This is a genomic window from Celeribacter ethanolicus (assembly GCF_001550095.1).
In the GTDB taxonomy this organism is placed as follows: domain Bacteria; phylum Pseudomonadota; class Alphaproteobacteria; order Rhodobacterales; family Rhodobacteraceae; genus Celeribacter; species Celeribacter ethanolicus.
In genome coordinates, this window is record NZ_LRUC01000013.1 from 130078 (window position 1) to 151946 (window position 21869).

At 64.1% G+C, this 21869-nt stretch carries 20 protein-coding genes; 12 read left to right on the forward strand and 8 right to left on the reverse strand.

Going from position 1 to position 21869, the window contains the following annotated elements; genetic code table 11:
• Positions 1-5: 5 nt before the first annotated feature.
• The 7 genes from ntrX to NH195_RS07240 all read left to right on the forward strand — a co-directional run bounded on the left by ntrX (position 6) and on the right by NH195_RS07240 (position 7212).
• Positions 6-1406, forward strand: a complete 1401-nt coding sequence (gene ntrX / locus NH195_RS07210) for a nitrogen assimilation response regulator NtrX (protein WP_066705084.1) — start codon at positions 6-8, stop codon at positions 1404-1406.
• A 201-nt stretch (positions 1407-1607) separates the two neighbouring features.
• A complete protein-coding gene (gene trkA, locus NH195_RS07215; protein WP_066705027.1) occupies positions 1608-2984 on the forward strand; it encodes a Trk system potassium transporter TrkA in 1377 nt (458 codons plus the stop codon).
• A gap of 13 nt (positions 2985-2997) precedes the next feature.
• Positions 2998-4536, forward strand: coding sequence for a TrkH family potassium uptake protein (locus NH195_RS07220; RefSeq protein ID WP_066705029.1), 1539 nt, complete (start codon positions 2998-3000; stop codon positions 4534-4536).
• A 186-nt stretch (positions 4537-4722) separates the two neighbouring features.
• Positions 4723-4959, forward strand: coding sequence for an RNA chaperone Hfq (gene hfq, locus NH195_RS07225; RefSeq protein ID WP_066603845.1), 237 nt, complete (start codon positions 4723-4725; stop codon positions 4957-4959).
• Between the two features lie 104 nt (positions 4960-5063).
• Entirely contained in the window at positions 5064-6359 is a 1296-nt protein-coding gene (hflX, locus tag NH195_RS07230) for a GTPase HflX (protein ID WP_066705031.1), read from the forward strand.
• 1 nt (position 6360) lies between these two features.
• Complete coding sequence (locus tag NH195_RS07235) at positions 6361-6768, forward strand: hypothetical protein (protein ID WP_066705033.1); 408 nt, start codon at positions 6361-6363, stop codon at positions 6766-6768.
• 9 nt (positions 6769-6777) lie between these two features.
• Positions 6778-7212 (forward strand): hypothetical protein, encoded by a 435-nt coding sequence (locus NH195_RS07240; RefSeq protein ID WP_066705035.1) that lies wholly within the window; start codon positions 6778-6780, stop codon positions 7210-7212.
• A 6-nt stretch (positions 7213-7218) separates the two neighbouring features.
• Here NH195_RS07240 and NH195_RS07245 read toward each other — a convergent pair whose 3' ends face one another.
• Positions 7219-7764 carry a sugar O-acetyltransferase gene (locus tag NH195_RS07245; RefSeq protein ID WP_066705036.1) on the reverse strand — a complete coding sequence of 182 codons (546 nt, stop codon included), beginning with the start codon at positions 7762-7764 and terminating at the stop codon, positions 7219-7221.
• A gap of 7 nt (positions 7765-7771) precedes the next feature.
• Positions 7772-10231 carry a penicillin acylase family protein gene (locus NH195_RS07250; RefSeq protein WP_066705037.1) on the reverse strand — a complete coding sequence of 820 codons (2460 nt, stop codon included), beginning with the start codon at positions 10229-10231 and terminating at the stop codon, positions 7772-7774.
• Between the two features lie 104 nt (positions 10232-10335).
• Here NH195_RS07250 and NH195_RS07255 point away from each other — a divergent pair, with 104 nt between their 5' ends.
• The 4 genes from NH195_RS07255 (at position 10336) to NH195_RS07270 (ending at position 13686) form a co-directional block, all read left to right on the forward strand.
• On the forward strand, positions 10336-11208 hold the full coding sequence (locus NH195_RS07255) for an NAD(P)-dependent oxidoreductase (RefSeq protein WP_066705038.1): 873 nt from the start codon (positions 10336-10338) through the stop codon (positions 11206-11208).
• A gap of 125 nt (positions 11209-11333) precedes the next feature.
• Complete coding sequence (locus NH195_RS07260) at positions 11334-12038, forward strand: RlmE family RNA methyltransferase (RefSeq protein ID WP_066705040.1); 705 nt, start codon at positions 11334-11336, stop codon at positions 12036-12038.
• Positions 12038-13102: a hypothetical protein gene (locus tag NH195_RS07265; protein WP_066705042.1), complete on the forward strand. Its 1065-nt coding sequence runs from the start codon at positions 12038-12040 to the stop codon at positions 13100-13102. The genes NH195_RS07260 and NH195_RS07265 overlap by 1 nt, the downstream gene beginning before the upstream one ends.
• A gap of 95 nt (positions 13103-13197) precedes the next feature.
• The gene (locus NH195_RS07270) at positions 13198-13686 is read left to right on the forward strand and encodes an RrF2 family transcriptional regulator (protein ID WP_066705086.1); all 489 of its coding nucleotides are present in this window, start codon (positions 13198-13200) and stop codon (positions 13684-13686) included.
• 12 nt (positions 13687-13698) lie between these two features.
• Here the strand turns inward: NH195_RS07270 and NH195_RS07275 are convergent, their stop codons facing one another.
• On the reverse strand, positions 13699-14904 hold the full coding sequence (locus NH195_RS07275) for an MFS transporter (protein WP_066705044.1): 1206 nt from the start codon (positions 14902-14904) through the stop codon (positions 13699-13701).
• Positions 14905-15063: 159 nt separating this feature from the next.
• Here NH195_RS07275 and NH195_RS07280 point away from each other — a divergent pair, with 159 nt between their 5' ends.
• Positions 15064-15903 (forward strand): fumarylacetoacetate hydrolase family protein, encoded by an 840-nt coding sequence (locus NH195_RS07280; protein ID WP_066705046.1) that lies wholly within the window; start codon positions 15064-15066, stop codon positions 15901-15903.
• A 23-nt stretch (positions 15904-15926) separates the two neighbouring features.
• Here the strand turns inward: NH195_RS07280 and NH195_RS07285 are convergent, their stop codons facing one another.
• The 5 genes from NH195_RS07285 to NH195_RS07305 all read right to left on the reverse strand — a co-directional run bounded on the left by NH195_RS07285 (position 15927) and on the right by NH195_RS07305 (position 21837).
• Complete coding sequence (locus NH195_RS07285) at positions 15927-17129, reverse strand: hypothetical protein (protein WP_066705048.1); 1203 nt, start codon at positions 17127-17129, stop codon at positions 15927-15929.
• Positions 17126-17950, reverse strand: a complete 825-nt coding sequence (locus tag NH195_RS07290; protein ID WP_066705050.1) for a hypothetical protein — start codon at positions 17948-17950, stop codon at positions 17126-17128. Before NH195_RS07290 ends, NH195_RS07285 begins: the two co-directional genes overlap by 4 nt.
• A gap of 181 nt (positions 17951-18131) precedes the next feature.
• Complete coding sequence (locus NH195_RS07295) at positions 18132-20366, reverse strand: TRAP transporter permease (protein WP_066705055.1); 2235 nt, start codon at positions 20364-20366, stop codon at positions 18132-18134.
• The gene (locus tag NH195_RS07300) at positions 20363-20863 is read right to left on the reverse strand and encodes a DUF1850 domain-containing protein (RefSeq protein WP_066705056.1); all 501 of its coding nucleotides are present in this window, start codon (positions 20861-20863) and stop codon (positions 20363-20365) included. Before NH195_RS07300 ends, NH195_RS07295 begins: the two co-directional genes overlap by 4 nt.
• On the reverse strand, positions 20863-21837 hold the full coding sequence (locus NH195_RS07305) for a TAXI family TRAP transporter solute-binding subunit (RefSeq protein WP_066705057.1): 975 nt from the start codon (positions 21835-21837) through the stop codon (positions 20863-20865). The genes NH195_RS07300 and NH195_RS07305 overlap by 1 nt, the downstream gene beginning before the upstream one ends.
• Between the last annotated feature and the right edge of the window lie 32 nt (positions 21838-21869).

Here is a 21869-nt window from a genome sequence, read left to right on the forward strand (position 1 = left end):
GAATGATGTCTGATATTCTGATCGTCGACGATGAGCGCGATATTCGCGAGCTGATCGGGGATATTTTGCAGGATGAGGGCTTTGAGACGCGGCTGGCCGCGAATTCGGACGAATGCCTGAAGGAAATCGACGCGGGCGTTCCGGCGCTGATGATCCTCGACATCTGGCTGAAGGACAGCGACATGGACGGGATCGACATCCTGAAACATGTCAAGCGCGAGCACCCGGAAGTGCCGATCATTATCATTTCCGGTCACGGGAATATCGAAATCGCCGTCGCGGCGATCAAACAGGGCGCTTACGATTTCATCGAGAAACCGTTCAACATCGACCAGCTCATGGTGGTGATCACGCGCGCCATGGAGACCTCGCGTCTGCGCCGGGAGAACGCCACGCTGAAACGGTCTGGTTCGGGCGAACTGGAGATGATCGGGGTGTCGGCGGCGTTCAAGCAGCTCAAGAGCAATCTCGAGAAGGTGACGAAATCCAACGGTCGGGTGATGCTGACGGGCGGCGCGGGCGTCGGCAAGGAAGTGGCCGCGCGGTTCATTCACGCCGGCTCTGAGCGGCGCGAGGCGCCGTTTGTCACGGTTTCGTCCGCGACCATCGAACCGGACCGGATGGAAGAGGTGCTGTTCGGGCGCGAGACGCCGGAGCGGGGCGTCGAGAAGGGGCTTCTCGAGGAGGCCAACGGCGGCGTGATCTATTTCGACGAGGTTGCCGACATGCCGCTTGGCACCCAGTCGAAGATCCTGCGGGTGCTGGTCGATCAGCGCTTCACCCGCGTGGGGGGCAATGCCAAGGTGTCGGTCGATCTGCGGGTCGTGTCCTCGACCTCGCGCGATCTTCTGGCGGAGATCGAGGCGGGGCGGTTCCGCGAAGAGCTGTATCACCGGCTGAACGTGGTTCCGATCGAGGTGCCTGCGCTCGAAAAACGCCGGGAGGACATCCCGGAACTGGCACGGTATTTTATCGAGAAGCTGAACCGGGAACAGGGCTTGCCGCTGCGCGATCTGTCCGAGGATGCCGCGGCGATGCTTCAGACCATGGCCTGGCCGGGCAACGTGCGCCAGCTCAAGAACGTCATCGAACGGGTGTTGATCCTCGGCGACAGCACCGGGCTGATCGAGGCCGACGAATTGCCCAACGAGGACGGTGTGCGCGAGGACGACGGGCGGGCGATGCTGTCGCCTGCGATCGCGACCCTGCCGCTTCGGGAGGCGCGCGAGGTGTTCGAACGCGAATACCTGCTGACCCAGATCAACCGGTTCGGCGGCAATATTTCCCGCACCGCAACATTCGTGGGCATGGAGCGCTCGGCGCTGCACCGCAAGCTCAAGTCGCTGGGCGTGGTGACCGGCAACAAGCAGGGTGGCCGGATGGCCTATGTCGAGGAAACCGACTGAGCGGGGCTTGGCGGTATCGGGTGACGCAAAGGCATCCGGAGGCCCGGGCGGTATGCGGGTGCGTTGACGCCCCTGATATTCCGTGCCAAGCCTGTGGCGAAGCGAAAGCCCTGCGCGCACCGGACCGGTTCCGGCGCAGGGCGTGACATGGCAAGGGCGCGACGTGAGTTTCACGGACGGCCCTGAAACAGGGATGATGCGATGAAGGTCATCATTTGCGGCGCGGGTCAGGTCGGCTGGCAGATCGCCAAGCAGCTCTCCGTCGAGAAGAACGACGTGACGGTCGTGGACAACAACCCCGCGCTGGTGCGCCGCGCCACCGACACGCTCGACGTGCAGGGGATCGAAGGCTTTGCCTCCTACCCGGATGTGCTGGAAAAGGCGGGCGCGCGCGACGCCGACATGGTGATTGCCGCGACCTATTCCGACGAGGTGAACATGGTTACCTGTCAGGTGGCGCATTCCGTGTTCAACGTGCCGCGCAAGATCGCCCGGCTGCGGGCGCAGAGCTATCTGACCGCGATCTATTCCGATCTCTACCGCCGCGATCATCTTCCGATCGACGTGGTGATTTCGCCGGAGAAGGAGGTGGCCGAGGCTGCGCTCCGGCGTTTGGCGGCCCCTGCGGCTTTTGACACCCAGGCGTTTCTGGCCGGGCGGGTGCAGCTCATGGGCATCCTGCTCGAAGAGGAATGCCCGGTGCTCAATACCTCGCTGCGAGAGCTGACCGAGCTGTTCTCGACGCTGCGCGCCACCGTGGTGGGGGTGCGCCGTGACGGGCGGCTTTTTGCACCGGAGCCGAAGGACCAGCTTTTCGCCCGTGACGAGATTTACGTGTTTGCGCATTCCGACGACATCACCCGGACGCTGGAGATTTTCGGCAAGACCAACGCGAAACAGGAGCGTGTGGTGATCCTGGGCGGCGGCAACGTGGGTCTCGGCGTGGCCCAGGCGCTGGAGGCACGGACCGAACGGGTGCGGGCCAAGATCATCGAGCGCGACCGCAAGATCGCCGAGAAGGCGGCGGACGCGCTGGAACGCACCATCGTCCTGAACGGCGACGGGCTCGATCCGGAGCTTTTGTCCGAAGCCGGGGTGAGCCGCGCCGATGCGGTGCTTTGCGTGACGGATGACGACAAGGTCAACATGCTGGCCGCCGTGCGGGCGAAGACTGCCGGGGCAAAAATGGCCATCGTGCTGGTTAACGACCCGACGCTGGTGCCGATCCTCAATGCGCTCGACATCGACGCCTATATCAACCCGCGGGCCACGACGGTGTCCTCGATCCTGCGCCACATCCGCCACGGCCGGGTGCGCAACGTCTATTCGGTGGGCGACAGCGAGGCGGAGGTGATTGAGGCGCAGGTTTTGTCGACCTCGCCGATCTCCGGCAAGCGCATCCGGGACATCGACTTCCCGGAAGGCGTGCTTGTCGGCGCGCTGACCAAGGGTGACATATACGTCAAGCCGATGGGCGAGACCCGGATCGACGAGGGCGACGTGATCACTATCTTCTCGCTCGCGGCCGACGTGCCAGAGGTCGAACGCCTGTTGCAGGTCTCGATCGACTATTTCTGATGAACGGCGCCCGATGAACCGCTTTTCGCGCATGCCCTTTTTCGTCCAGCTCATGCTGGTCTCCGGTGCCGCCATGATGGTGCCGGCGATCTATGCGCTTGTGCTGCGGGAATGGGACGATGCGCGGGCCTTCGTCTACGCCAGCGTATTGTTTTCCTCTCTGGCGCTGTTCATTGCCATCGCACGCTATCGCCCCGAGGGGGCGGATGCGGGGGGCGGGCGCGACCGGGAGGGGCGCAACCAGCTTTTGACCCTTCTGGGCGCCTATACGCTCTTGCCACTGATCCTCGCGGTGCCGTTTTCCGAGGCGACCAAGGACACCACCTATTTCAACTCCTATTTCGAGATGGTCTCGGCGCTCACCACCACGGGGGCGACGCTGTTCGACGATCCGGCACGGTTGACCAAGCCGGTGCATCTCTGGACGGCGCTGGTGGGGTGGCTCGGCGGGCTCTTTGCCTGGGTCACGGCGGTGGCGGTTCTGGCGCCGCTGAACCTCGGCGGGTTCGAGGTCATTTCCTCGCGCCAGCCGGGGCAGGCGGAGACGCGGGCGAGCCAGATCACCCGCATCGCCGCCGCCCCCGAGCGGATGGCGAAATTCACCTCGAAGCTGTTTCCGATCTACCTCGGGCTGACGCTGGCGCTGTGGTTCGCGCTCTCCATGGTCGGCTCCACCCCCTATGTGGCGCTCTGCCATGCGATGTCGGTGATGGCGACCTCCGGCATTTCGCCTGTGGGGGGGCTGACCCAGGCCGGAGGCGGGTTCATGGGCGAGCTGCTGGTCTTCGCCTTCCTGTTCCTGGCGCTGTCGCGCAAGACCTTCACCGCAGATCAGCCGCGGCTCGATGCGCCGCCGTTGTGGCGCGATCCGGAGATGAAGATCGCGCTGGCGCTTATCGTAACCGTGCCCTTGCTCCTGTTCCTGCGCCATTGGGTTGCGGTGCTTGAGGTTTCCGGCGACTGGACCGTCGGACGGGCGCTGTCCTCGCTCTGGGGCGGCACCTTCATGGTGCTCTCCTTTCTCTCGACCTCGGGGTTCGAATCCCGGGGCTGGGAAGAGGCGCGGCTCTGGTCGGGGTTGCAGGCGCCGGGCGTGCTGCTGATGGGGCTGGCGATTTTCGGCGGCGGTGTGGCGACCACGGCCGGGGGGGTGAAACTCATCCGGCTCTATGCGCTGGTGCGCCATGGAGAACGCGAGATCGAGAAACTGATTTCGCCGAACTCGGTCGGCGGCGCGGGTGCCAATGCCCGGCGCATACGGCGCGAGGGCGCCTATGTCGCCTGGGTCTATTTCATGGTCTTCGCCTTCACCATCGCCGCCGTGATGATGCTGTTGTCGCTCTACGGGCAGAATTTCGAAGCGGCAACGATTTTTACCATCTCGGCGCTGACCACCACCGGACCGCTGGTGCAGGTGGCGGGCGATGTGCCGCTGAGCTATGCCGCGCTCGGCAGTCCGGAAAAGCTCATTCTGGCGGCGACCATGGTACTCGGGCGACTGGAGATGCTGGCGATCATCGCGCTTCTGAACCCGGAGTTCTGGCGGCGCTGAGGTTTTGGTGTGAGGCGTTAGCGCCACCATCCTGCGGATGTGACACAAATTTGCGTCGCGGCGAAAACAAGCTTCCGAAAATCAGCGCCTTATCTTGACATTCCCCGGAATCTCCGGCGAACTCACCTCAAGTGCTGTCGCCCGAGGGACAGTTCGCATCAAAAGCGCAAGAAAAAGGCAAAGATCATGGCCGCCGACAAACAGAACCTTCAGGACGCCTTCCTCAACCATGTTCGCAAGACCAAAGTTCCCGTGACGATCTTTCTGATCAACGGCGTGAAACTTCAGGGCGTGATCACGTGGTTTGACAATTTCTGCGTCCTGCTGCGCCGCGACGGCCAGTCGCAGCTCGTCTACAAACACGCGATCTCGACGATCATGCCGGCCCAGCCGATCAATCTCTACGACGGCGAAGAGGCCTGATTTCAGGCCTCTTGTATTCCGTTCGTTAAGGTATAAGTGACGGTATGGAACCGGGCACTTGTCGCATTGCGACAGGTGCTTTCTCACGTTTGAAGGAGCGGCATTTGGCCGAACTGCATGACCATGAGGTGAAGAAGACCCGCGCCTGGGTGCTTCATCCCGACATTACTTCCGACCGCACCCGCCGCGATCCCGTCGCGGGACTCGAAGAGGCCGTGGCCCTGGCCGATGCCTTGCCCGAATTGGAGGTGGTCGGCTCCGAAATCGTGCGCCTGCCCAAGATCCAGCCCGGCCATCTCTTTGGCACCGGCAAGATCGAGGAGCTGAAGCAGCGGATGAAGCTCGCTGAGGTGGAGTTGGTGCTGGTCGACGGGCCGGTGACGCCGGTGCAGCAGCGCAACCTGGAGAAGGAATGGAAGGTCAAGCTTCTGGACCGCACCGGGTTGATTTTGGAGATTTTCTCCGACCGTGCGCGGACCCGCGAAGGCGTGTTGCAGGTCGAAATGGCCGCACTCACCTATCAGCGCACGCGGCTGGTGCGCGCCTGGACCCACCTTGAGCGGCAACGCGGCGGTTTGGGCTTTGTCGGCGGTCCCGGCGAGACCCAGATCGAGGCCGACCGCCGTGCCATCGACGAACAACTGACCCGGCTCCGGCGTCAGTTGGAGAAAGTCGTGAAAACCCGTGAGCTGCACCGCGCGTCCCGCGCCAAGGTGCCGTTTCCGATCGTGGCACTGGTGGGCTACACCAACGCTGGCAAGTCGACGTTTTTCAACACGGTGACCGGCGCGGATGTGTTCGCCAAAGACATGCTGTTTGCGACGCTCGACCCGACCATGCGCCAGCTTGTGATCGAAAACGCCCATGGCGGTGATCGCGAGATTATCCTGTCCGACACGGTGGGGTTCATCTCCAACCTGCCGACGCAGCTTGTGGCCGCCTTCCGCGCGACGCTCGAAGAGGTGCTGGACGCCGATCTGATCCTGCATGTGCGCGATATTGCGTCGGAGGAAACCGATCATCAGCGCGACGACGTTCTGAAAATTCTCCGCGATCTCGGGATCAAGGACGACGCGCCGATGTTCGAGGTCTGGAACAAGATCGACCTTCTGGACGACGAGGCGCGTGCGGCCCGGATGGAGCGGGCGGCGCATGAAGAGAACATCTTTGCCATCTCGGCGGTGACGGGCGAGGGCGTGCCGGAGCTTCTCTCTGCCGTCTCGGCCTTCTTCGAAGAGGAGAAGATCGAGCGCGACATGGTCCTGCCCTATTCGGAAGGGCGCAAACGGGCGTGGCTGTTCGAGGAGGGGGTTGTTCTTTCCGAGGAGATGACCGAAGAGGGGTATCAGCTCAAGGTGCTGTGGACGCCGCGGCAGGAAAAGCAATTCCGGGAGATGTGAGATGAGCGCGCAAGAGAGCAAGACGACCAGGAAGGCCGCGCCGAAAAAGGCCACGGCGAAACAGGCGGCACCGAAGACGGGCGCACAAAAGGCGGATGCCGCGTCGAAGCCGCATCTGTTCATGATGCTGTTCGAGGCCACGGCGGGGGCGAAAACCGGCCTGCGCATGGGCGCGCGCCACGCAATCATGGTGTTTATGGTGGCCTCTGAGGTGAAACATGCCACGGGCAAGGCGGCCAAGGGGCTTCAGGTGACGGGATGGTCCGGGATCACGCTGAAAAAGGCCGGGGACATCACCGGTCAGAAACAGCGGTTCACCGACAAGGCCCTCGACCGTGCGGCCCAGACCGCGGCGCAGAAGGGCGCGTCTTTCCTCGTCTACAAGGAAGAGTTGAAGGCGCAGGCGTGAGCGCTGTCCGTGCATGTCTTTTACGATGACATTCTGAGCCGCATTGCCGAACCTCCGCTTTGGTTCGATGAGCATGCCGTGCCGCGTTATGCGGATTTTTCACCGGAACAGGCGGCCAAGATTTCCGCGCAGGAAGTAGTGCTGCTTTTGATCCGGTGCCAGGCCTGTCGCCGGGACTTCCGAGACGCCCTGTCTTCGTCGGAAGCGAAACCGGTTTTGGCACCGAAGATTGAAGCTCGGACATTGCGCTTCGGAGATCCGCCAAATGTTCGATGTTGTTCCACGGGGCCGGCGATGAATTCCATTTCGGTGCAGGTTCTGGAATATTGGTTCAAGCCGCAAATCCATGGCCGACTTGGCCCAGAGGTCGGGTTCGAGGCATGGGCCGCACAAAGAGAATTTGCACGTGACCCAAAGTTCGAGCGCGTCTTTTCTTCGCGTTAAAAGGCTTTAAATCTCCCGCGCCGGATTGCCGACAACCCGCGCACCCGGTGCGACGTTTTTCGTCACGACAGCCCCCGCGCCGACAATCGCGCGACCTCCGATGCTGACGCCCGGAAGGACAATCGCCCCGCCGCCGATCCAGACGTCCTGGCTGATGGTGACGGGCAGGGCGCGTTCGATCAACTGGCCGCGCAGCACCGGATCGCGGTGGTGATCGGCGCAGTAGATCTGCGCCTTTGGCCCGATCATCGTGCGCGCGCCGATCTCCACCCGACCGCTGTCGAGCACGACGCAGCCGACGTTGAGAAACGCCTCTTCACCGAGAAACAGGTTCTCGCCATACAGGAGGTGAAACTGACCCTCGATCCGGGCGCTTTCCGGCGCAGCGGCGATCACCTCGCGCAGCGCCGGGTGCATGTTGCCGCGCTCGGACGGCAGCGCCATGTTGTGCCGGTGCACTGCATCGAAGACCCGGGTACGGATCGCGTCGATCTCCGGGTCCATCGAGCAATACCAGTCACCCGCGCGCATCTTGTCGAGCTCGGAGGTCATTGCGGGTTCATTCTCTCGGCATCAGATGGGTGATGCCGACACCAGCCGCCCGCGCCAGTTCCGGGTCGAGGCTCATCGGTACATATTCGCCCCGCCGCCACAGCTCGCCCAGATCGTCATAGTGACGGCTCAAGGGATGGCCGGACTGGCCGGTGGCGGTGATGAAGACCGAACTGTCGGGATCGGCGAAATCGTAGACGCCCCGGTAGGCCGCGCCATGGACGTTGGCGAAAGGATCGGCGGGATCGCCGGAGGTGACGCCGCGCATCAGCGTGTTGTCGCCCCCCGAGGTCGATTGCCGGATATTCACCACCCACTTCAGGAAGGGCACATCGCCCAGCACAGGGTGATCGTGATGCGCCATATGCGCATCGCCCCAGCGTAGGCTTTCAAGATTCGTTGAATAATGCTCCCCGATCCACAACAGCGCATCGTCGAGCGCCATGCGTGCGATGTCGGTGCAGGTCTCGACAGGTGCCGACTGGATCACGTCGCACCACGCAGACGCGCCGTCGATGTCGCGATAGACGCGTTCGATGAACAAGGGATCGACATGGGTGAAGCTGCGCGCCAGCGGCCCGATGTCGTCGCGGATGAGACGATCCTGAAGCGCCCGCATCCAGGCGTAGTAAATCAGCGGTTCCGGCAGGTGTTCGTTCATCTCGCCGTTCCATTCGGCCAGAAGTTCGAGTGCATGCTGGCGCTGGCGTTCTGGCGTGCCTTCGGGCGCGGCCTCGCCGGTGAACCACAGGTCCGCGCCGACGAGCGGCAACAGCGTGCGCGCGGCGGGGGAGACCACATCGTTCTGCACTTCGATGAAACTGTCGCGGGTGTGCACCTCGCGCGATTGCATCAGCCGGGTCCAGCGCTGCACCCGCTGGGTGTCGCCCCAGTGATAGGACAGGTGCTCGGGGAAGGGGGCCTCCACCGTCTTGTTGTTGGTGTTGCCGACAATGCCGGTCTCGCCGCCGGTGAACAGCGGCAGATCGTCGAAATCGCGCCAGCCCTGCCAGCGGTTGGTCTCGATCCAGCCCGGCGAGGGGATGCGGCCCTGCGACTGGTGGCGGGCGTCGCGCAGAGGCGCGCGGCCGATCACCTTCATCTGCACCCGGTCCGGGTCGGCCATGACGAGGTTGAGCGCCGGGGCGGCGAAATCGCGCGCCGCCTGCATCGCCTCGGTCAGGGTGTGGGCGTGATTGAGCGCCACAACGGCGGACATGGAACGGTCGTCGGAGACCAGCGCGGTCCAGGCGGCAGAGACCACATGGCCCGGCGGCGTGATCGTGTCGACGTCAAAGGCGGTGGCCGGCAGGACCGGGCCGTTTTCGGTCCATTGCAACGTCAGGGTGCGCGGCGCGGCATCCTTGATCTGAACGATCGAGGGCCGGGTGCGCATCGGTTTGAAGCCGTCGGGCGTGAGAACTTCGCTGGCATTGTCCGGGTTGAGTTGCTCGATATAGAGATCGGCGTCGTCGAGATAGGCGGCGGTGATGCCCCAGCCGAAATCCTCGCGCCGCCCGGAGACGATGGCGGGAATGCCGGGCACGGAGGCGCCGATCACCCCGCCGCTCGAAAGTTCGAGCCGCGCCAGATACCACGCGCCGGGGGCGGAAAACCCGAGATGCGGATCGTTGGCGAGAAGCGTCGAGCCGGAGGTCGAGCGCCCGGGGGCGGCGGCCCAGACGTTGGACGCGCCCGCAAGACCCGGCTTCGGGAAAGGCGACATGGCATATTGCGTGCCGGACGGCTGTTTGCCAGGGATGGCCTCCGGGAACAGGGTCGCATAGGAGGGCAAAAGGGCGGTGCCCGTGCCCGGCGCATCTGGCATCAGGTCGCGCAGACGTTCCTGCGGCAGCAAGAGCGAAGCTTGGGCGCGCAGCACCTCATTGGGGATTTGATCGGAGAGCTGGAAGGCCACGAGTTTCAGGATCGCAATTGAATCGGCGGGTTGCCAATAGGCGATCTCGTTCGGGAACAGGAAGAACTCCGGCGCACCGCGTCCGCGCGCGCCCTCGTTGACCTCGGCGATCCAGGCGTTGACGCCGCGGGCATAGGCCTCGAGCGCCGCCATGGCCTCGGGGCTCTGAACCTGAGCAGAGGCCTGAGCCGCGTCGTAAATCCCCAGCCGCCGCATCAGCTCGTCGGTCTTGAATGTGCGCTCGCCGAACATCTCGGACAGTTTGCCCTGGGCTGTGCGGCGCAGGAGGATCATCTGGAACAGACGGTCCTGGGCATGGGCAAAGCCGAGCCCGTAATAGACATCCGTATCGGTGGTGCCAAAGATATGCGGTACGTTGGCGTTGTCGCGGGCGATTTCGACCGGGGCGGAAATCCCCGGCACCTCGTAATCGGCATCGTAATCCGGAAGCGAGCGCGCGGCGAGCCAATAGGTCAGCCAGATGCCGAGGACGGTCAGAAGGACGAGGGCTGAGACAAGCTTCAGCAGAATGGAGAAAGTGCGGGCCATGGGCGGGGCAGACCTATCGGATGTGCGCGAATGGATGTTGACGCGGGGCCGCGAGCGGCTACGGTTTGCGCCGTTAAATCACATCCGGCGGAGAGGGAAAAGCCATGGCAAAAGTCACATTCTTGGGGTTGGGAGTCATGGGGTCCCCGATGGCGGGCCATCTCGAAGCCAAAGGCCATGACGTGACGGTTTACAACCGCACCACGGCCAAGGCCGAAGCCTGGGCTGCGGCGCACAAAGGCGGGTTCGCCGCCACACCGCGCGAGGCGGTAGAGGGGGCCGCTTTCGTGATGGCCTGTGTCGGCAACGACGACGATCTGCGCTCCGTCTGCCTTGGGCCCGACGGGGCCTTTGCCGGAATGAGCGCCGGCTCGGTGTTTGTCGATCACACCACGGTTTCGGCGAAAGTGACGCGCGAACTGGCTGCCGTGGCCGCTGAAAACGGTATCGGCTATGTCGATGCGCCGGTGTCGGGCGGTCAGGCGGGGGCGGAAAACGGTGTGCTTTCGGTGATGTGCGGCGGGACGGAAGAGGATTATGCCAAGGCCGAACCGATCATGGCCGCCTATGGCCGCACTGTGAAACGGTTGGGCGAAGTGGGTATGGGCCAGACCGCCAAGATGTGCAACCAGATCTGTATCGCCGGGCTGGTGCAGGGGCTCTCCGAAGCGCTTTTGCTGGCGGAAAACTCCGGTCTCGATGGCGAAGCGCTGGTCGAGGTGATCGCGGGCGGCGCGGCCGGGTCGTGGCAGATGGTGAACCGCCACAAGACCATGCTGGCGGGCGAGTACGAACACGGGTTCGCGGTCGACTGGATGCGCAAGGATCTGGCGATCTGTCTGGAGGCGGGCGAGGAAACCGGCACGCCGATGCCGGTCACGGCTCTTGTAGATCAGTTCTACAAGGATGTGCAGACCATGGGCGGCGGGCGTTGGGATACGTCCTCGCTGATGGCGCGACTGAAAGCGTTCAAGTGAGTATTTGCGGCAGCAAAGGAGACGCAATCGGGTTTCCTTTGCTGTGAAAATACTCAAATCGGAAGCCCTTTCCCAAGGGGCGGCGTTGCTGTTATAAGGCCTTTCGATCAAAAGGACTCTGAGTGATGGCCGACAAGAAGACTTCCGGGCGTGGGGCACGTGATTTGCGGGTGAAGGTGAAGTCTGCGCGCGGGCGCAAGCTGTCGTCGACCCGTTGGCTGGAGCGGCAACTCAACGATCCTTATGTGAAGCGCGCCAAGCTTGAAGGCTATCGCGGGCGCGCGGCGTTCAAAATTCTTGAGTTGGACGACAAGTTCCGCTTTCTCGTGCCGGGCGCGCGGGTGGTCGATCTCGGCTGTGCGCCGGGGGGCTGGTGTCAGGTGGCCGTCAAACGGGTCAATGCGCTTGGCGAGAAGAGCGGCAAGAAGATCGGCACCGTGTTGGGGGTCGACTTGCAGGAGGTCGAACCGATTGCCGGGGCTCAGACCTATCAGCTTGATTTCATGTCCGATGATGCGGACGAGCAGGTGAAAGAATGGCTCGGTGGTCCGGCGGATGTGGTGATGTCGGATATGGCGGCGGCCTCGTCCGGCCACAAGCAGACCGACCACCTTCGGATCATCGCGCTGTGCGAAGCGGCGGCCTATCTGGCGTTTGACGTGCTGACCCCGGGCGGGACCTTTGTGGCGAAAGTGCTTGCGGGGGGCGCTGAGGGTGATCTCCAGAAGCTGTTGAAGCAGAAATTCGAGAAGGTGGTGAATATGAAGCCGCCGGCCTCGCGCTCCGACAGTTCCGAGAAATTCGTGGTCGCCACGGGGTTCCGGGGCTGATGGAGCGCTGGCTGCGTCTTCGGGCGGGGCCGCTCGCTCTGGCCTTCGACCCCGAGGTCGGCAATATCCGGCGTTTTACGGTCGACGGGCGCGAGATTTTTCATACCGCGCATTGGGTCGGCACGCCTGCGGCTGAGGCCGCTGGGTCTGTGATCGACGCGCATCTGGCGGGGGATTTTCTCGCCGCCCCCTTTGGCACATCCGATCTGGTGAGCGATCCGCCGCATGGCTGGAGTGCCAATTCGCGCTGGCATCCGGTGGTGCGGGCGGAGGATGGGGCCTGCGCTGTGATGAGACTGGCGCTCGAACGCGAGGTGATGGGAGCGCGGCTCACCAAGGAGTTGCGGTTCTGTCAGGGCCATCCGGTGCTGTATCAGCGCCATGTGATCGCGGGCGGCGAAGGGGGACTGACCTTTGCACATCATCCGATGTTTCGGGTGTCGCCGGGGGATCACATCGCCTATTCGCCAAAACGTGCGGCGGTGACCAACGATCCGCTGGAACCCGCGCATGTTCTGGCCCCCTGGGCGCGGAGCGAGGATGTGACACGGTTTCCCTCCGTCTCAGGCGGCACGGTGGATCTGACGCATTATCCGCGAGAGAGCGGGCATGAGGATTTCATCACGCTGATCGAGGCGGACAGCGGGGGGATCGGCTGGACCGCGGTGTCGCGCGCCGCGCAAGGTGACATCGTCGTGGTGCTGAAAGACAGCCGGGTGATGCCGGTCACCATGCTTTGGGTTTCCAACGGCGGACGAGGCTATGCGCCCTGGGAGGGGCGGCACGACGGGGTTTTGGGCATCGAGGACGGGTGCGCGGCAGGCGCCGAGGGGCATCGCGCCGCCTTGGGGAATAATGCGGTGGCGCGCGAAGGCGTGGCCAGCTCGGTCTCGTTGCGACCAGAGGGGCGGCTCATCCTGCGCCATGCCATCGCGGTGCTGGACCGGCCCGAGGGCTGGCGTGGCGCGGCGGGGGTGCGTGTCGGGGCGGACCGGCTGACGGTCGAGGGCATCGGCGGAGGATCGCTTGCAGTGCCTTTCGACGGGACTTATTTCTCAGTCTGAGATATACCTTTCTGACACAGATCAACGTCGGGGCGGCGCGGAGCGCTCTAACGTGGTTGGAATTTGTGTCATTCGAGATGGAGTACGAACCGCAGATGCGTCTGACGATCCGAACCAATCTGGCCATGCGTGTGCTGATGGCCTGCGCCGTGAACGAGGGTCATATGATCCGCCGGGCGGGCATTGCCAAGGCGGCGAACGCCTCGGAAAACCATCTGGCGCAGGTGGTGCATCTTCTGGCGACCGGGGGATATATCGAGACGACGCGCGGGCGCGCAGGTGGTATCGTTCTGGCGCGTGCGCCGGATCAGATTTCTCTGGGCGAGGTGATGCGGCATTTCGAGGCGGGCGTGCCTTTTGCCGAATGTTTCGCGGATGGGGCCAACACCTGTCCGTTACAGGCAGTCTGTCGTTTGCGGGTCGCGCTCACTGCCGCGCTCGAGGCGTTTTACGGCGTGCTCGACGAGATGACCCTGCAGGATCTGGTGGCGGACAACGCCGGGCTCGATGCGCTTTTGTCCCTGCCGCAGCCGGACATGATGATGCCGGAGGGTGGCTGTGTGCAGCTCCGCCGGGTGAACTGAGACGGCGGCCCTCTAGCGCAGATGCGGCTGGTCGGGTTCGCGCAGGGTGAACACCAGCAGCGCGGCGAGACCAAGGCAGATCGGTACGGAGGCGAGCGCCAGCGCGTGCTTGCCGCCCGTGAGATCGAGAAGCCAGCCGACCAGCGGCTGGAACACCAGAGCCGCACCGATGCCGATCATGTTGACGAAAGCGGTGACTGTGCCGACCGTGCTCTGGTCCTGACCTTCCTTGGCCATGGCGAAGGTGAGCATCTGTACGCCGCAGAACAGCCCCCCGAGAAACAGCGCTGTGGCGATGAGCCAGAAGTTGTCGATGGGGGTGAAAATGACGGCGGCCCAGGCCAGTGTCGCCGCCACGGCGCCGCCGAAAACGATCCATTTGCGATGGCCCAGGGCGTCCGACACGGCGCCCCAGAGCACCGATCCCGCCGCCATGCCCCAGAACACCATGGACACGGCGGTTTCCGCCGAAACGGCGGAGAGCGCGTGATCGGCGGTCAGTTCCTCATTGCCCCAGAGCCCGCCATAGACGTTGATCGGCATGTAGATCAGCGCGCCCACGAGGGAGATCAGCCAGACCTGTGGGCTCTTGACGATCTGGCGCAGGGGACCGAGAGGGGTGGCGTGGGTTTCCGTGTCGCCGGCCGAGGGCGCGTCGCGGTAGAACAGCAGCGCGAGCAGGAAAATCCCGCCCCCGACCGCGCCGATGCCGAGAAAACTCGGACGCCAGCCTGCGGTTTCGGTCAGCGCGGTGAGCCAGACCACACCGATTGCGGTGCCGATCATGCCGACCGCATTGACGATGCCGGACAAGAGCGCGAAGCGGGCGGGGGCGAACCAGTGGTTGACCGCATAAAGCGCGCTGACGAAGGCGAAAGACGCCCCGAACCCGGTCATCAGCCGCCCGATCCCGGCGACCTCGACATTGGGGGCGGCGCCGACGAGCGCGATGCCACCGGCACAGAACGCGATGGCCGGTACGACGAAACGCCGCGCGCCCCAGCGATCGAGCAACAGCCCGACGACGATCTGCATCGGTGCGTAAACCCAGAAGAACAGCGAAGAAAACACTCCGAGCTCGGCGCTCGACAGGGTGAGGTCGCGGGTGATTGCCGCGGTGGCGGTCGAGGGCGAGATGCGGGCGACGAATTCGAACAGGAAGAACAGGGTGCCGATGGACAGGGCGAGGATGGCGTGACGGGCTCTGGCGGTTGACATGGGCGCTCCGGATTGTTTGCGCTCTACATTCGCGATTTGTCCTTGGGTGACAAGAGCGGCGGAACTGGAAAACGATCACAAGACGGAGGGCGACGAGGATTGCGGCTTAACATGCCGGGCGGGAGGGGGCATGAAGGAGCAAAGCAAAGGAGAGGGCTTATGAAACTGGTACGTTTTGGCGAGGCGGGGGAAGAGAAACCCGGGGTGATCGACGGTAAGGGACGACTGCGGGATCTGTCGGATCATGTGCATGACATTGCGGGGGGGCAGCTTGCGCGGCTGGGTGAAATTTCCCGGCTGGATCTCGATGCCCTGCCGGTGGTGAGCGAGGAGGTGCGGTATGGCCCCTGCGTCGGCGGTGTCGGTAAATTCATCTGCATCGGGCTCAATTACGCCGATCACGCCGCCGAAAGCGGTATGGCGCTGCCGGAGGAGCCGGTGATCTTCGCGAAATATACCTCGGCAATCTGTGGCCCGAACGACCCGATCCTGATACCTCGCGGCGCGGAAAAGGTCGACTGGGAGGTCGAACTGGGCTTGGTGATCGGCAAGCCCGCGAAATATGTCTCGGAAGAGGACGCGCTCGATCATCTGGCGGGCTATTGCCTGATCAACGACGTGTCAGAGCGCAGCTATCAGCTTGAACGCGCGGGGCAATGGTCCAAGGGCAAATCCTCGGACAATTTCGGACCGGTGGGGCCGTGGCTCGTGACGCCGGACGAGATCGCGGATGCGGACGCGCTCGACATGTGGCTGGAGGTCAATGGCGAACGCATGCAGGAGGGGACGACCGCGACGATGGTCTTCAAACCGGCGGCGCTGATTTCCTACCTGTCGCAGTTCTTCACGCTACAGCCGGGCGACATCATTTCCACCGGTACGCCCGCGGGCGTCGGCATGGGGATGGCCCCGCAACGGTTCCTGCGGGACGGAGACGTGGTGACGCTCGGCATCGAGGGGCTCGGCGAGCAGCGACAGCTTTGTGTGGCGGACGCGTGATCGACCGAACCCGATAGGCGTTCTCAGACCTCGATCAGAGCCTGAAGCGTGCGGCTGCGGCCCTCTGCCGCCGCGCGCGTTTCGGCCAGCACGAACCCGGTGCACAGGCTCACCCCGTCGGCGGCGGGCAGGAGTGTGCCGTCGAGCAGCCGCGTCGGCACGAACCATCCGTCCGCGATGGGCCCCCTGATGCGTGTGATCAGGTCGGGCATTGAGCGGCGCGTCGTGCCGGAAAAGGACAGGCTGACCGGCAGCCCGCTGCGCATCGCCGCCGCGCGGTGCAGCAGGATTTGCGGGGTGGAGGAGTTGAAGCGGAAATTCGGGTCGAAGACGATCAGCCGCCCGTCGTCGGTCTGGCCGATGTCCAGGCCGCAGACTCCGAGAAAGCCCTGCCTGCGGGCCGCGTCGGCGACACTCAGAGCAAGCGCATGACCCGCCTCGGGATAGGGCGTATCCGGGTCGATGACGCTGCCCGATTGGCGCGCCGGAGCGGAGAAGGTCTGTTCGGCGGCGCCGAGCAGTTGCACGGTCTCCGGGGTGACCGCGAGATTGACGCACCAGCAGTGGCGCACGGTCATGGCGTCCTCGACGATCACGGTCTCGATGCCCTGAGCGAGGAAGGCGGCGCGCGCCTCGGCCAGTTGCCCGGCGGTGCCGCAAGGATGCACCGCATAGCCCCAGCCGGTGGCCTCTTCACCGCCAGCCTTGAGATAGACGGGCAGGGCGATCTCCCCGCGCAGCGCTGCGGTCGGGTAGGTTTGCCGTGACGCAAGCGCCTCGGGCGGCACGAGACCGGGCAGGGCGGTCTTGCTGTTGAGACGGGCCCAGAGCGCGGGCGGCACCAGATGCGCCGCATCGGCAAACCGTCCGGCACGCAGCGGGTAGGGCCAGAACAGCGCCCGGCCCTCGGCGACCAGCCGTTCGGCGTGGGCTTCGGCCTCCGCCCGGGTTTCGTAGCGATGCATCTCCTCGGTGATCGACAGGCCCGCCTCGGTGAGACAGTCCAGAATTTCATCCGTGGTGCCGCTGATGTGGCGCACGGTCGCCCGCGTGCCCAGCAGGCCGAGCAGGAGCGTCGTCACCGCATCGAGATTGACCGGCGTATAGCCCAGCATTCGGGTCTGTTCGAGATCGGTGCGGGCCATATAGGCGGCATGCGCGGGGCAGAGCACAGCCTCTTGTCCGCTGAGCGTGAGCGGGGGCAGGGCGGGGAGCTCGGCTGTCATGGCAGGAACTCCTCGACGGCGCGGGCCAGCCGCAGGACGCGTTCGGAGCGGCGGTCGCCCGCGAAACTCGGTGTCTTGTTGGCGTCCAGCAGGATCGCGCGCCCGTCATGCATGACATAATCGAACTTGCCGAAGTCGAAGCCCATCTCCTCGCGGTGACGTTGCAGCTCCGGTGGCACTTCGTCGAGATATTCATAGCGCACCATGGTGCGCACCTTCACCAGAGGATCGGTCGCCACCAGCTTGTAGCCGTAGCTGGCGGATCCGAAGAACAGCCAGCCACGCAGGCAATAATGATCGCCTTCACGCTCCGGCATGAAGCGCTCGACCAGAAGATCGTCGCGCTCCCAGACCCAGCCGGGCACCTTGTCGAGACGGTCGAGCACGGGATAGGTCTTCTTCGGCAGGCTACGGGCGAGGTCCCAGTTCAACCGGGCGAGGCGGCTTTGCGCCTTGAGCCGCAGTCGCGTCAGCCGCGGCAGGTTGCGTTGCTCGGGGCCGCCGAAATGGTTGAGGTTCGATTTGACGATGACCGGCCCGTCCCAATCCGCGCCCGGCTCCAGCCGGAGCGAGGAATAGCGGCGCTTGGAAATGTCGCGCACCGCGCCGTTGAGCACCCGCACCCCTTCGGGCGCCTGTGGCACGCGCTCCGGCGACAGGCGGGTGACGTCGTGATGCAGGACGCAGAGATCAGCGTCTTCCGCAAAGCCTGGGCCGACACGCACGGTCAGGCCCATCTCCTGCCAGATTTCGGCGAGACAGCTCAGAACGTATTTCTTTTGCAAATCTTGCTCCAGATGGGACAGGCTGATGAGTGGCAAGGCGGGCTCCCGTAAAATATCCTGATATTTCTAAACCAAGACCTGTCTCGTGGCGCAAGGTGCTTTGTGAAAGAGCGCCGTAGGGGCATGCCCGGGCTTTGGTGTCGAAGGGGGCTATGCACGACACTGGCCGACGTGCGTGATGCGCGCCGGCCAGTGCGAAAAGTGCAGAGGCTCCGTTCTAGGCGGTGCCGGGCTGTGCGTTGACGGGACGGGCCAGAATGGCCAGAACGATGAGCGCCCCGATCGAGATCGTCGCGAAATGCGTCGAAATCAGCAGCAGACCGGCAACGGTCAGCGCCAGTTTTTCCCACAGCACAAGGGGCCGCCGGAACCAGCCGATATAGGCCGCCGAGAGCGCTACCACCCCCATCAGACCGGACAGAAGCGCGGTGATGAATTCCAGCCAGGTGAAGTTCACGAACAGCAGGCTCGGCGCGTAGATGAACATGAACGGCACCAGAGCCTTGCCCATGGACAGCCGGAAGGCGGTCGTCCCCGTCGTCATCGGTTCGGCCCGTGCCAGACCCGCCGCGGCATAGGCCGCAAGCGCCACCGGTGGGGTCACGTCGGCCAGCACGCCGAAGTAGAAGACGAAGAAGTGGGTCGCGATCAGCGGCACGCCGAATTCGGTGAGCGCCGGGGCGGCGATCGAGGCGAGGATGATGTAGGTCGGCGTCGTCGGGATGCCCGCGCCCATGATGATGCAGGCGATGGCGACGAAGATCAGACCGAAGAACAGCGCCAGACCGTTTTCCGACAGCAGCCCGGTGAAGTCGAGCCCGATGGCGAACCCGGCCACGTCATGCGCCAGTTCGACGACGGCCGCGGAGAATTTGAAGCCGAGGCCGGTCAGGGTGGTCATCCCCAGAAGGAAGCCGACACAGGCACAGGCCGCACCGATGGCCAGTGCGAACTTGGCCCCGTCCTCGAAGCCCCGCACCAGACGCGGCGGCGTCAGCACGGTGGAGGTGTCCATCGTGGTGTTGCCGAAGGCGCGCATCAAGAGCGGCACATAGCTGAAGACGATGGTCAGGATGATGCCCCAGAAGGCCGCGAGGAAGGGGGTGTATTGCATCAGGAGCAGCGCCACCATCACGCCCAGCGGCACGAAGAGGTGCCAGGACCGGGCCAGAACCGCACCGAACTGCGGGATCTTGTCCTTGGACAGGCCCGTCAGGCCGAGCTTCTTGGCCTCCAGATGCACCATCAGGAGGATGGCGATGTAATGGAAGGCGGCGGGCACGATGGCGATCAGGATCAGTTCGTTATAGGGCACGCCCAGCATTTCGGTCATGACAAAGGCCGAGGCCCCCATGATCGGCGGGGTGATCTGGCCTCCGCAGGAGGCGGAGGCTTCGACTGCGCCCGCGAACCGCCCCGAGAACCCCGATTTCTTCATCAGCGGGATGGTAAAGGCGCCTGTGGTTACGGTGTTGGCGATGGGGGAGCCGGAGATCATGCCGAAGAAGCCCGAGGACACGACGGAGACCTTGGCAGACCCGCCGGAGGCGCGGCCCGCGATGATGGTGGCGAGGTCGATGAAGAGCTGGCCGAGACCGCTCATCTGGGCGAGGATGCCGAAGAGGACGAAGTGGAACACATAGGTGGCCACCACGCCGACGGCGACGCCGTAGATGCCTTCGGTGCCGATGAAAAGGTGGTTGATGATGCGGGTGATCGAATAGCCGCGATGCGCCATGATGCCCGGCAGATAGGGCCCGGCGAGCGCGTAGATCAGGCAGAAGACGCCGATCCAGGCAAGCGTCGGCCCCATGGTGCGGCGCGTCGCCTCCAGCGTCATGATGATCGCGAGAAAGCCCATCATATAGGCGGCTTCGGGCGGATTGCCGACGTTTTCGATGAAGATGTATTTGAACAGGATCGACAGATAGGCGGAGAACCCGGCGCCTGCTGCGGCAAAGATCCAGTCGCGGATGGCGACCTTTTCGGGGGCGGCGCCCTTGCGGTTGAAGGGCAGGGTCAGGGCGATCAGGAAAAGCATGACGGCGATGAACACTGTCTTCAGCGTGCCGCCCGTCAACGACCCGGCCAATCCGTAGAGGATGTAGAGATAAAAGGCCGCGAAAAGCCCGGATTCGACCCAGAGGCGGGTGGTCGGCGCGGCGCGTTTGCGCGGGAAGACGAGGAAGATCAGCCCCATCACGAAACTCAGGTGAATCGTGCGGTGCATCACTTCGTTCAGCAGGCCGAAACCGGCGGTGTAGACGTGGAACAGCGACAGCGCGACCGAGGCGATCGTGACCAGGATTGCGGTCGGACCGACGAGATTGCGGAAATTCGATTCCGAGTCGTATTCCCGAACGAGGGCTTCGACCTCGTCGGCGGTGAATTCATGATCGCCATCGGCCGCGGTATGGCCGTGGTTGTCTTTCGGGGGTAGACCTTGGGTCATTGGGGTGTCTCCTCGTCGCAGGGGGCAAGGGTGAGAGCCGAATGGCTCAGATTTGCCAGAGGCAGATCGGTGCCGTCAATCGACAGGGTGTTCTTGAATTGCGCCTGAATGCGCAGCGGGATCGGGCCGGTATGGCGCTGCATGTCGAGGATGAAATGTCCGTCCTCGTGCCGCCATCCGGTGGCGTCCATATCGTTGGCAATCGAGGGAAGTCCAGCCCCATGTGCCATGAAGACCTCCCGCGTCTGGAGGATTTCTCCGTCCTCAATGCGGTAGCTGTCGATGACCGGGGTGCGCGATACGGAATGGATGAAACTCAGCTCGAAGCTGCGGTCGGGACCGAGCGGCAGGCGGGCCACTTCGGCCTGACTGCCACGGGTCTCGGACAGGCAAAGCCAGCCGTCCGCATGCCCGGCCGTGGCGGGCAGGGCGAGCGTAAGGAGAAGGGCGGCACGGGCCGCCCTTCCGATGGGGTGCAGGGGGAAATGCCCCGGCATTACTTGGTGATGCCTTTCTCGGCATAGTATTTCTCGGCCCCCGGGTGGACCGGAATCGAGACGGATTCGAGCGCCTTGTCGAGCGAGATCTGTTTGCCCATCGGGTGCACCTGACCCAGGGTCTCGGTGTTTTCGTAGAGCGCCTTGGTCACGGCATAGATGACCTCGTCCGGGACTTCCGCATGGGTCGCCCAGATGGCGCGCACGGCAAGGGTCGGAACATCGGTCTCGACGCCCTTGTAGCTGCCTGCCGGAATGGTGGCATTGGCGTAATAGGGCTGGGCTTCCTGAAGCTTGACGATGGCCGGTCCGGTCAGCGGCACGATGCGGATGTCATGGCCATTGGCGAGATCGGTCACCGAGGAAGTCGGCAGGCCGGCGGTGATCAGCGAGGCGTCGAGGTTGCCGTCCTTGATCTTGTCGACCGACTGCGCGAAGGAGGAATAATCCTCGGACACGTCGTCGCGGGTCATGCCATGGGCTTCGAGCAGATCGCCCAGAAGCTGCCATTGGCCGGAGCCCGGCGAGCCGGAGGAGATGGATTTGCCCTTGAGATCCTCGAAGGTCGCGATGCCGCTGTCGGCACGCACCACGAGCTGTACGGTTTCCGGGTAGAGCGCGCCGATGGCACGCAGGTTGGTGATGGCGCCGTCCTCGAACTGGCTCACGCCCTTGTAGGCGGCATCCAGGATGTCAGCGGCGGCAAATGCGGATTCGATTTCGCCCCGGCCCAGAAGCTGGGCGTTGGCAACGGAGGCGTTGCCGGTTTCCGCCGTGGCCGACAGTTTCGTGTCCGGCAGTTCCGCGGTGTTCGAGATCAACTGGGCCAGCATGCCGCCGAGCGGATAATAGGTGCCGCCGGTGCCGCCGGTGGCGATGCCGAAGAAGGTGCGGCCGGCGGCAAAGGCCGGGGCGGACAGCAGGGCGAGGCTCGCCGTGGTCGCGCCGAGGAATTGGCGACGGGAAAGGGACATGGAATCCTCCGTGGTTGGTTGTCGAGCATCAT

Excerpts from the sequence above, each read along its gene's own strand:
- trkA (WP_066705027.1), top strand. The coding sequence starts at position 1,608 with ATGAAGGTCATCATTTGCGGCGCGGGTCAGGTCGGCTGGCAGATCGCC.
- NH195_RS07305 (WP_066705057.1), bottom strand. The coding sequence starts at position 21,837 with ATGTCCCTTTCCCGTCGCCAATTCCTCGGCGCGACCACGGCGAGCCTC.
- NH195_RS07295 (WP_066705055.1), bottom strand. The coding sequence starts at position 20,366 with ATGACCCAAGGTCTACCCCCGAAAGACAACCACGGCCATACCGCGGCC.
- NH195_RS07220 (WP_066705029.1), top strand. The coding sequence starts at position 2,998 with ATGAACCGCTTTTCGCGCATGCCCTTTTTCGTCCAGCTCATGCTGGTC.
- NH195_RS07285 (WP_066705048.1), bottom strand. The coding sequence starts at position 17,129 with ATGACAGCCGAGCTCCCCGCCCTGCCCCCGCTCACGCTCAGCGGACAA.
- NH195_RS07255 (WP_066705038.1), top strand. The coding sequence starts at position 10,336 with ATGGCAAAAGTCACATTCTTGGGGTTGGGAGTCATGGGGTCCCCGATG.
- NH195_RS07235 (WP_066705033.1), top strand. The coding sequence starts at position 6,361 with ATGAGCGCGCAAGAGAGCAAGACGACCAGGAAGGCCGCGCCGAAAAAG.
- NH195_RS07265 (WP_066705042.1), top strand. The coding sequence starts at position 12,038 with ATGGAGCGCTGGCTGCGTCTTCGGGCGGGGCCGCTCGCTCTGGCCTTC.
- NH195_RS07270 (WP_066705086.1), top strand. The coding sequence starts at position 13,198 with ATGCGTCTGACGATCCGAACCAATCTGGCCATGCGTGTGCTGATGGCC.
- NH195_RS07280 (WP_066705046.1), top strand. The coding sequence starts at position 15,064 with ATGAAACTGGTACGTTTTGGCGAGGCGGGGGAAGAGAAACCCGGGGTG.
- ntrX (WP_066705084.1), top strand. The coding sequence starts at position 6 with ATGTCTGATATTCTGATCGTCGACGATGAGCGCGATATTCGCGAGCTG.
- NH195_RS07245 (WP_066705036.1), bottom strand. The coding sequence starts at position 7,764 with ATGACCTCCGAGCTCGACAAGATGCGCGCGGGTGACTGGTATTGCTCG.
- NH195_RS07260 (WP_066705040.1), top strand. The coding sequence starts at position 11,334 with ATGGCCGACAAGAAGACTTCCGGGCGTGGGGCACGTGATTTGCGGGTG.
- NH195_RS07275 (WP_066705044.1), bottom strand. The coding sequence starts at position 14,904 with ATGTCAACCGCCAGAGCCCGTCACGCCATCCTCGCCCTGTCCATCGGC.
- hfq (WP_066603845.1), top strand. The coding sequence starts at position 4,723 with ATGGCCGCCGACAAACAGAACCTTCAGGACGCCTTCCTCAACCATGTT.
- NH195_RS07250 (WP_066705037.1), bottom strand. The coding sequence starts at position 10,231 with ATGGCCCGCACTTTCTCCATTCTGCTGAAGCTTGTCTCAGCCCTCGTC.
- NH195_RS07300 (WP_066705056.1), bottom strand. The coding sequence starts at position 20,863 with ATGCCGGGGCATTTCCCCCTGCACCCCATCGGAAGGGCGGCCCGTGCC.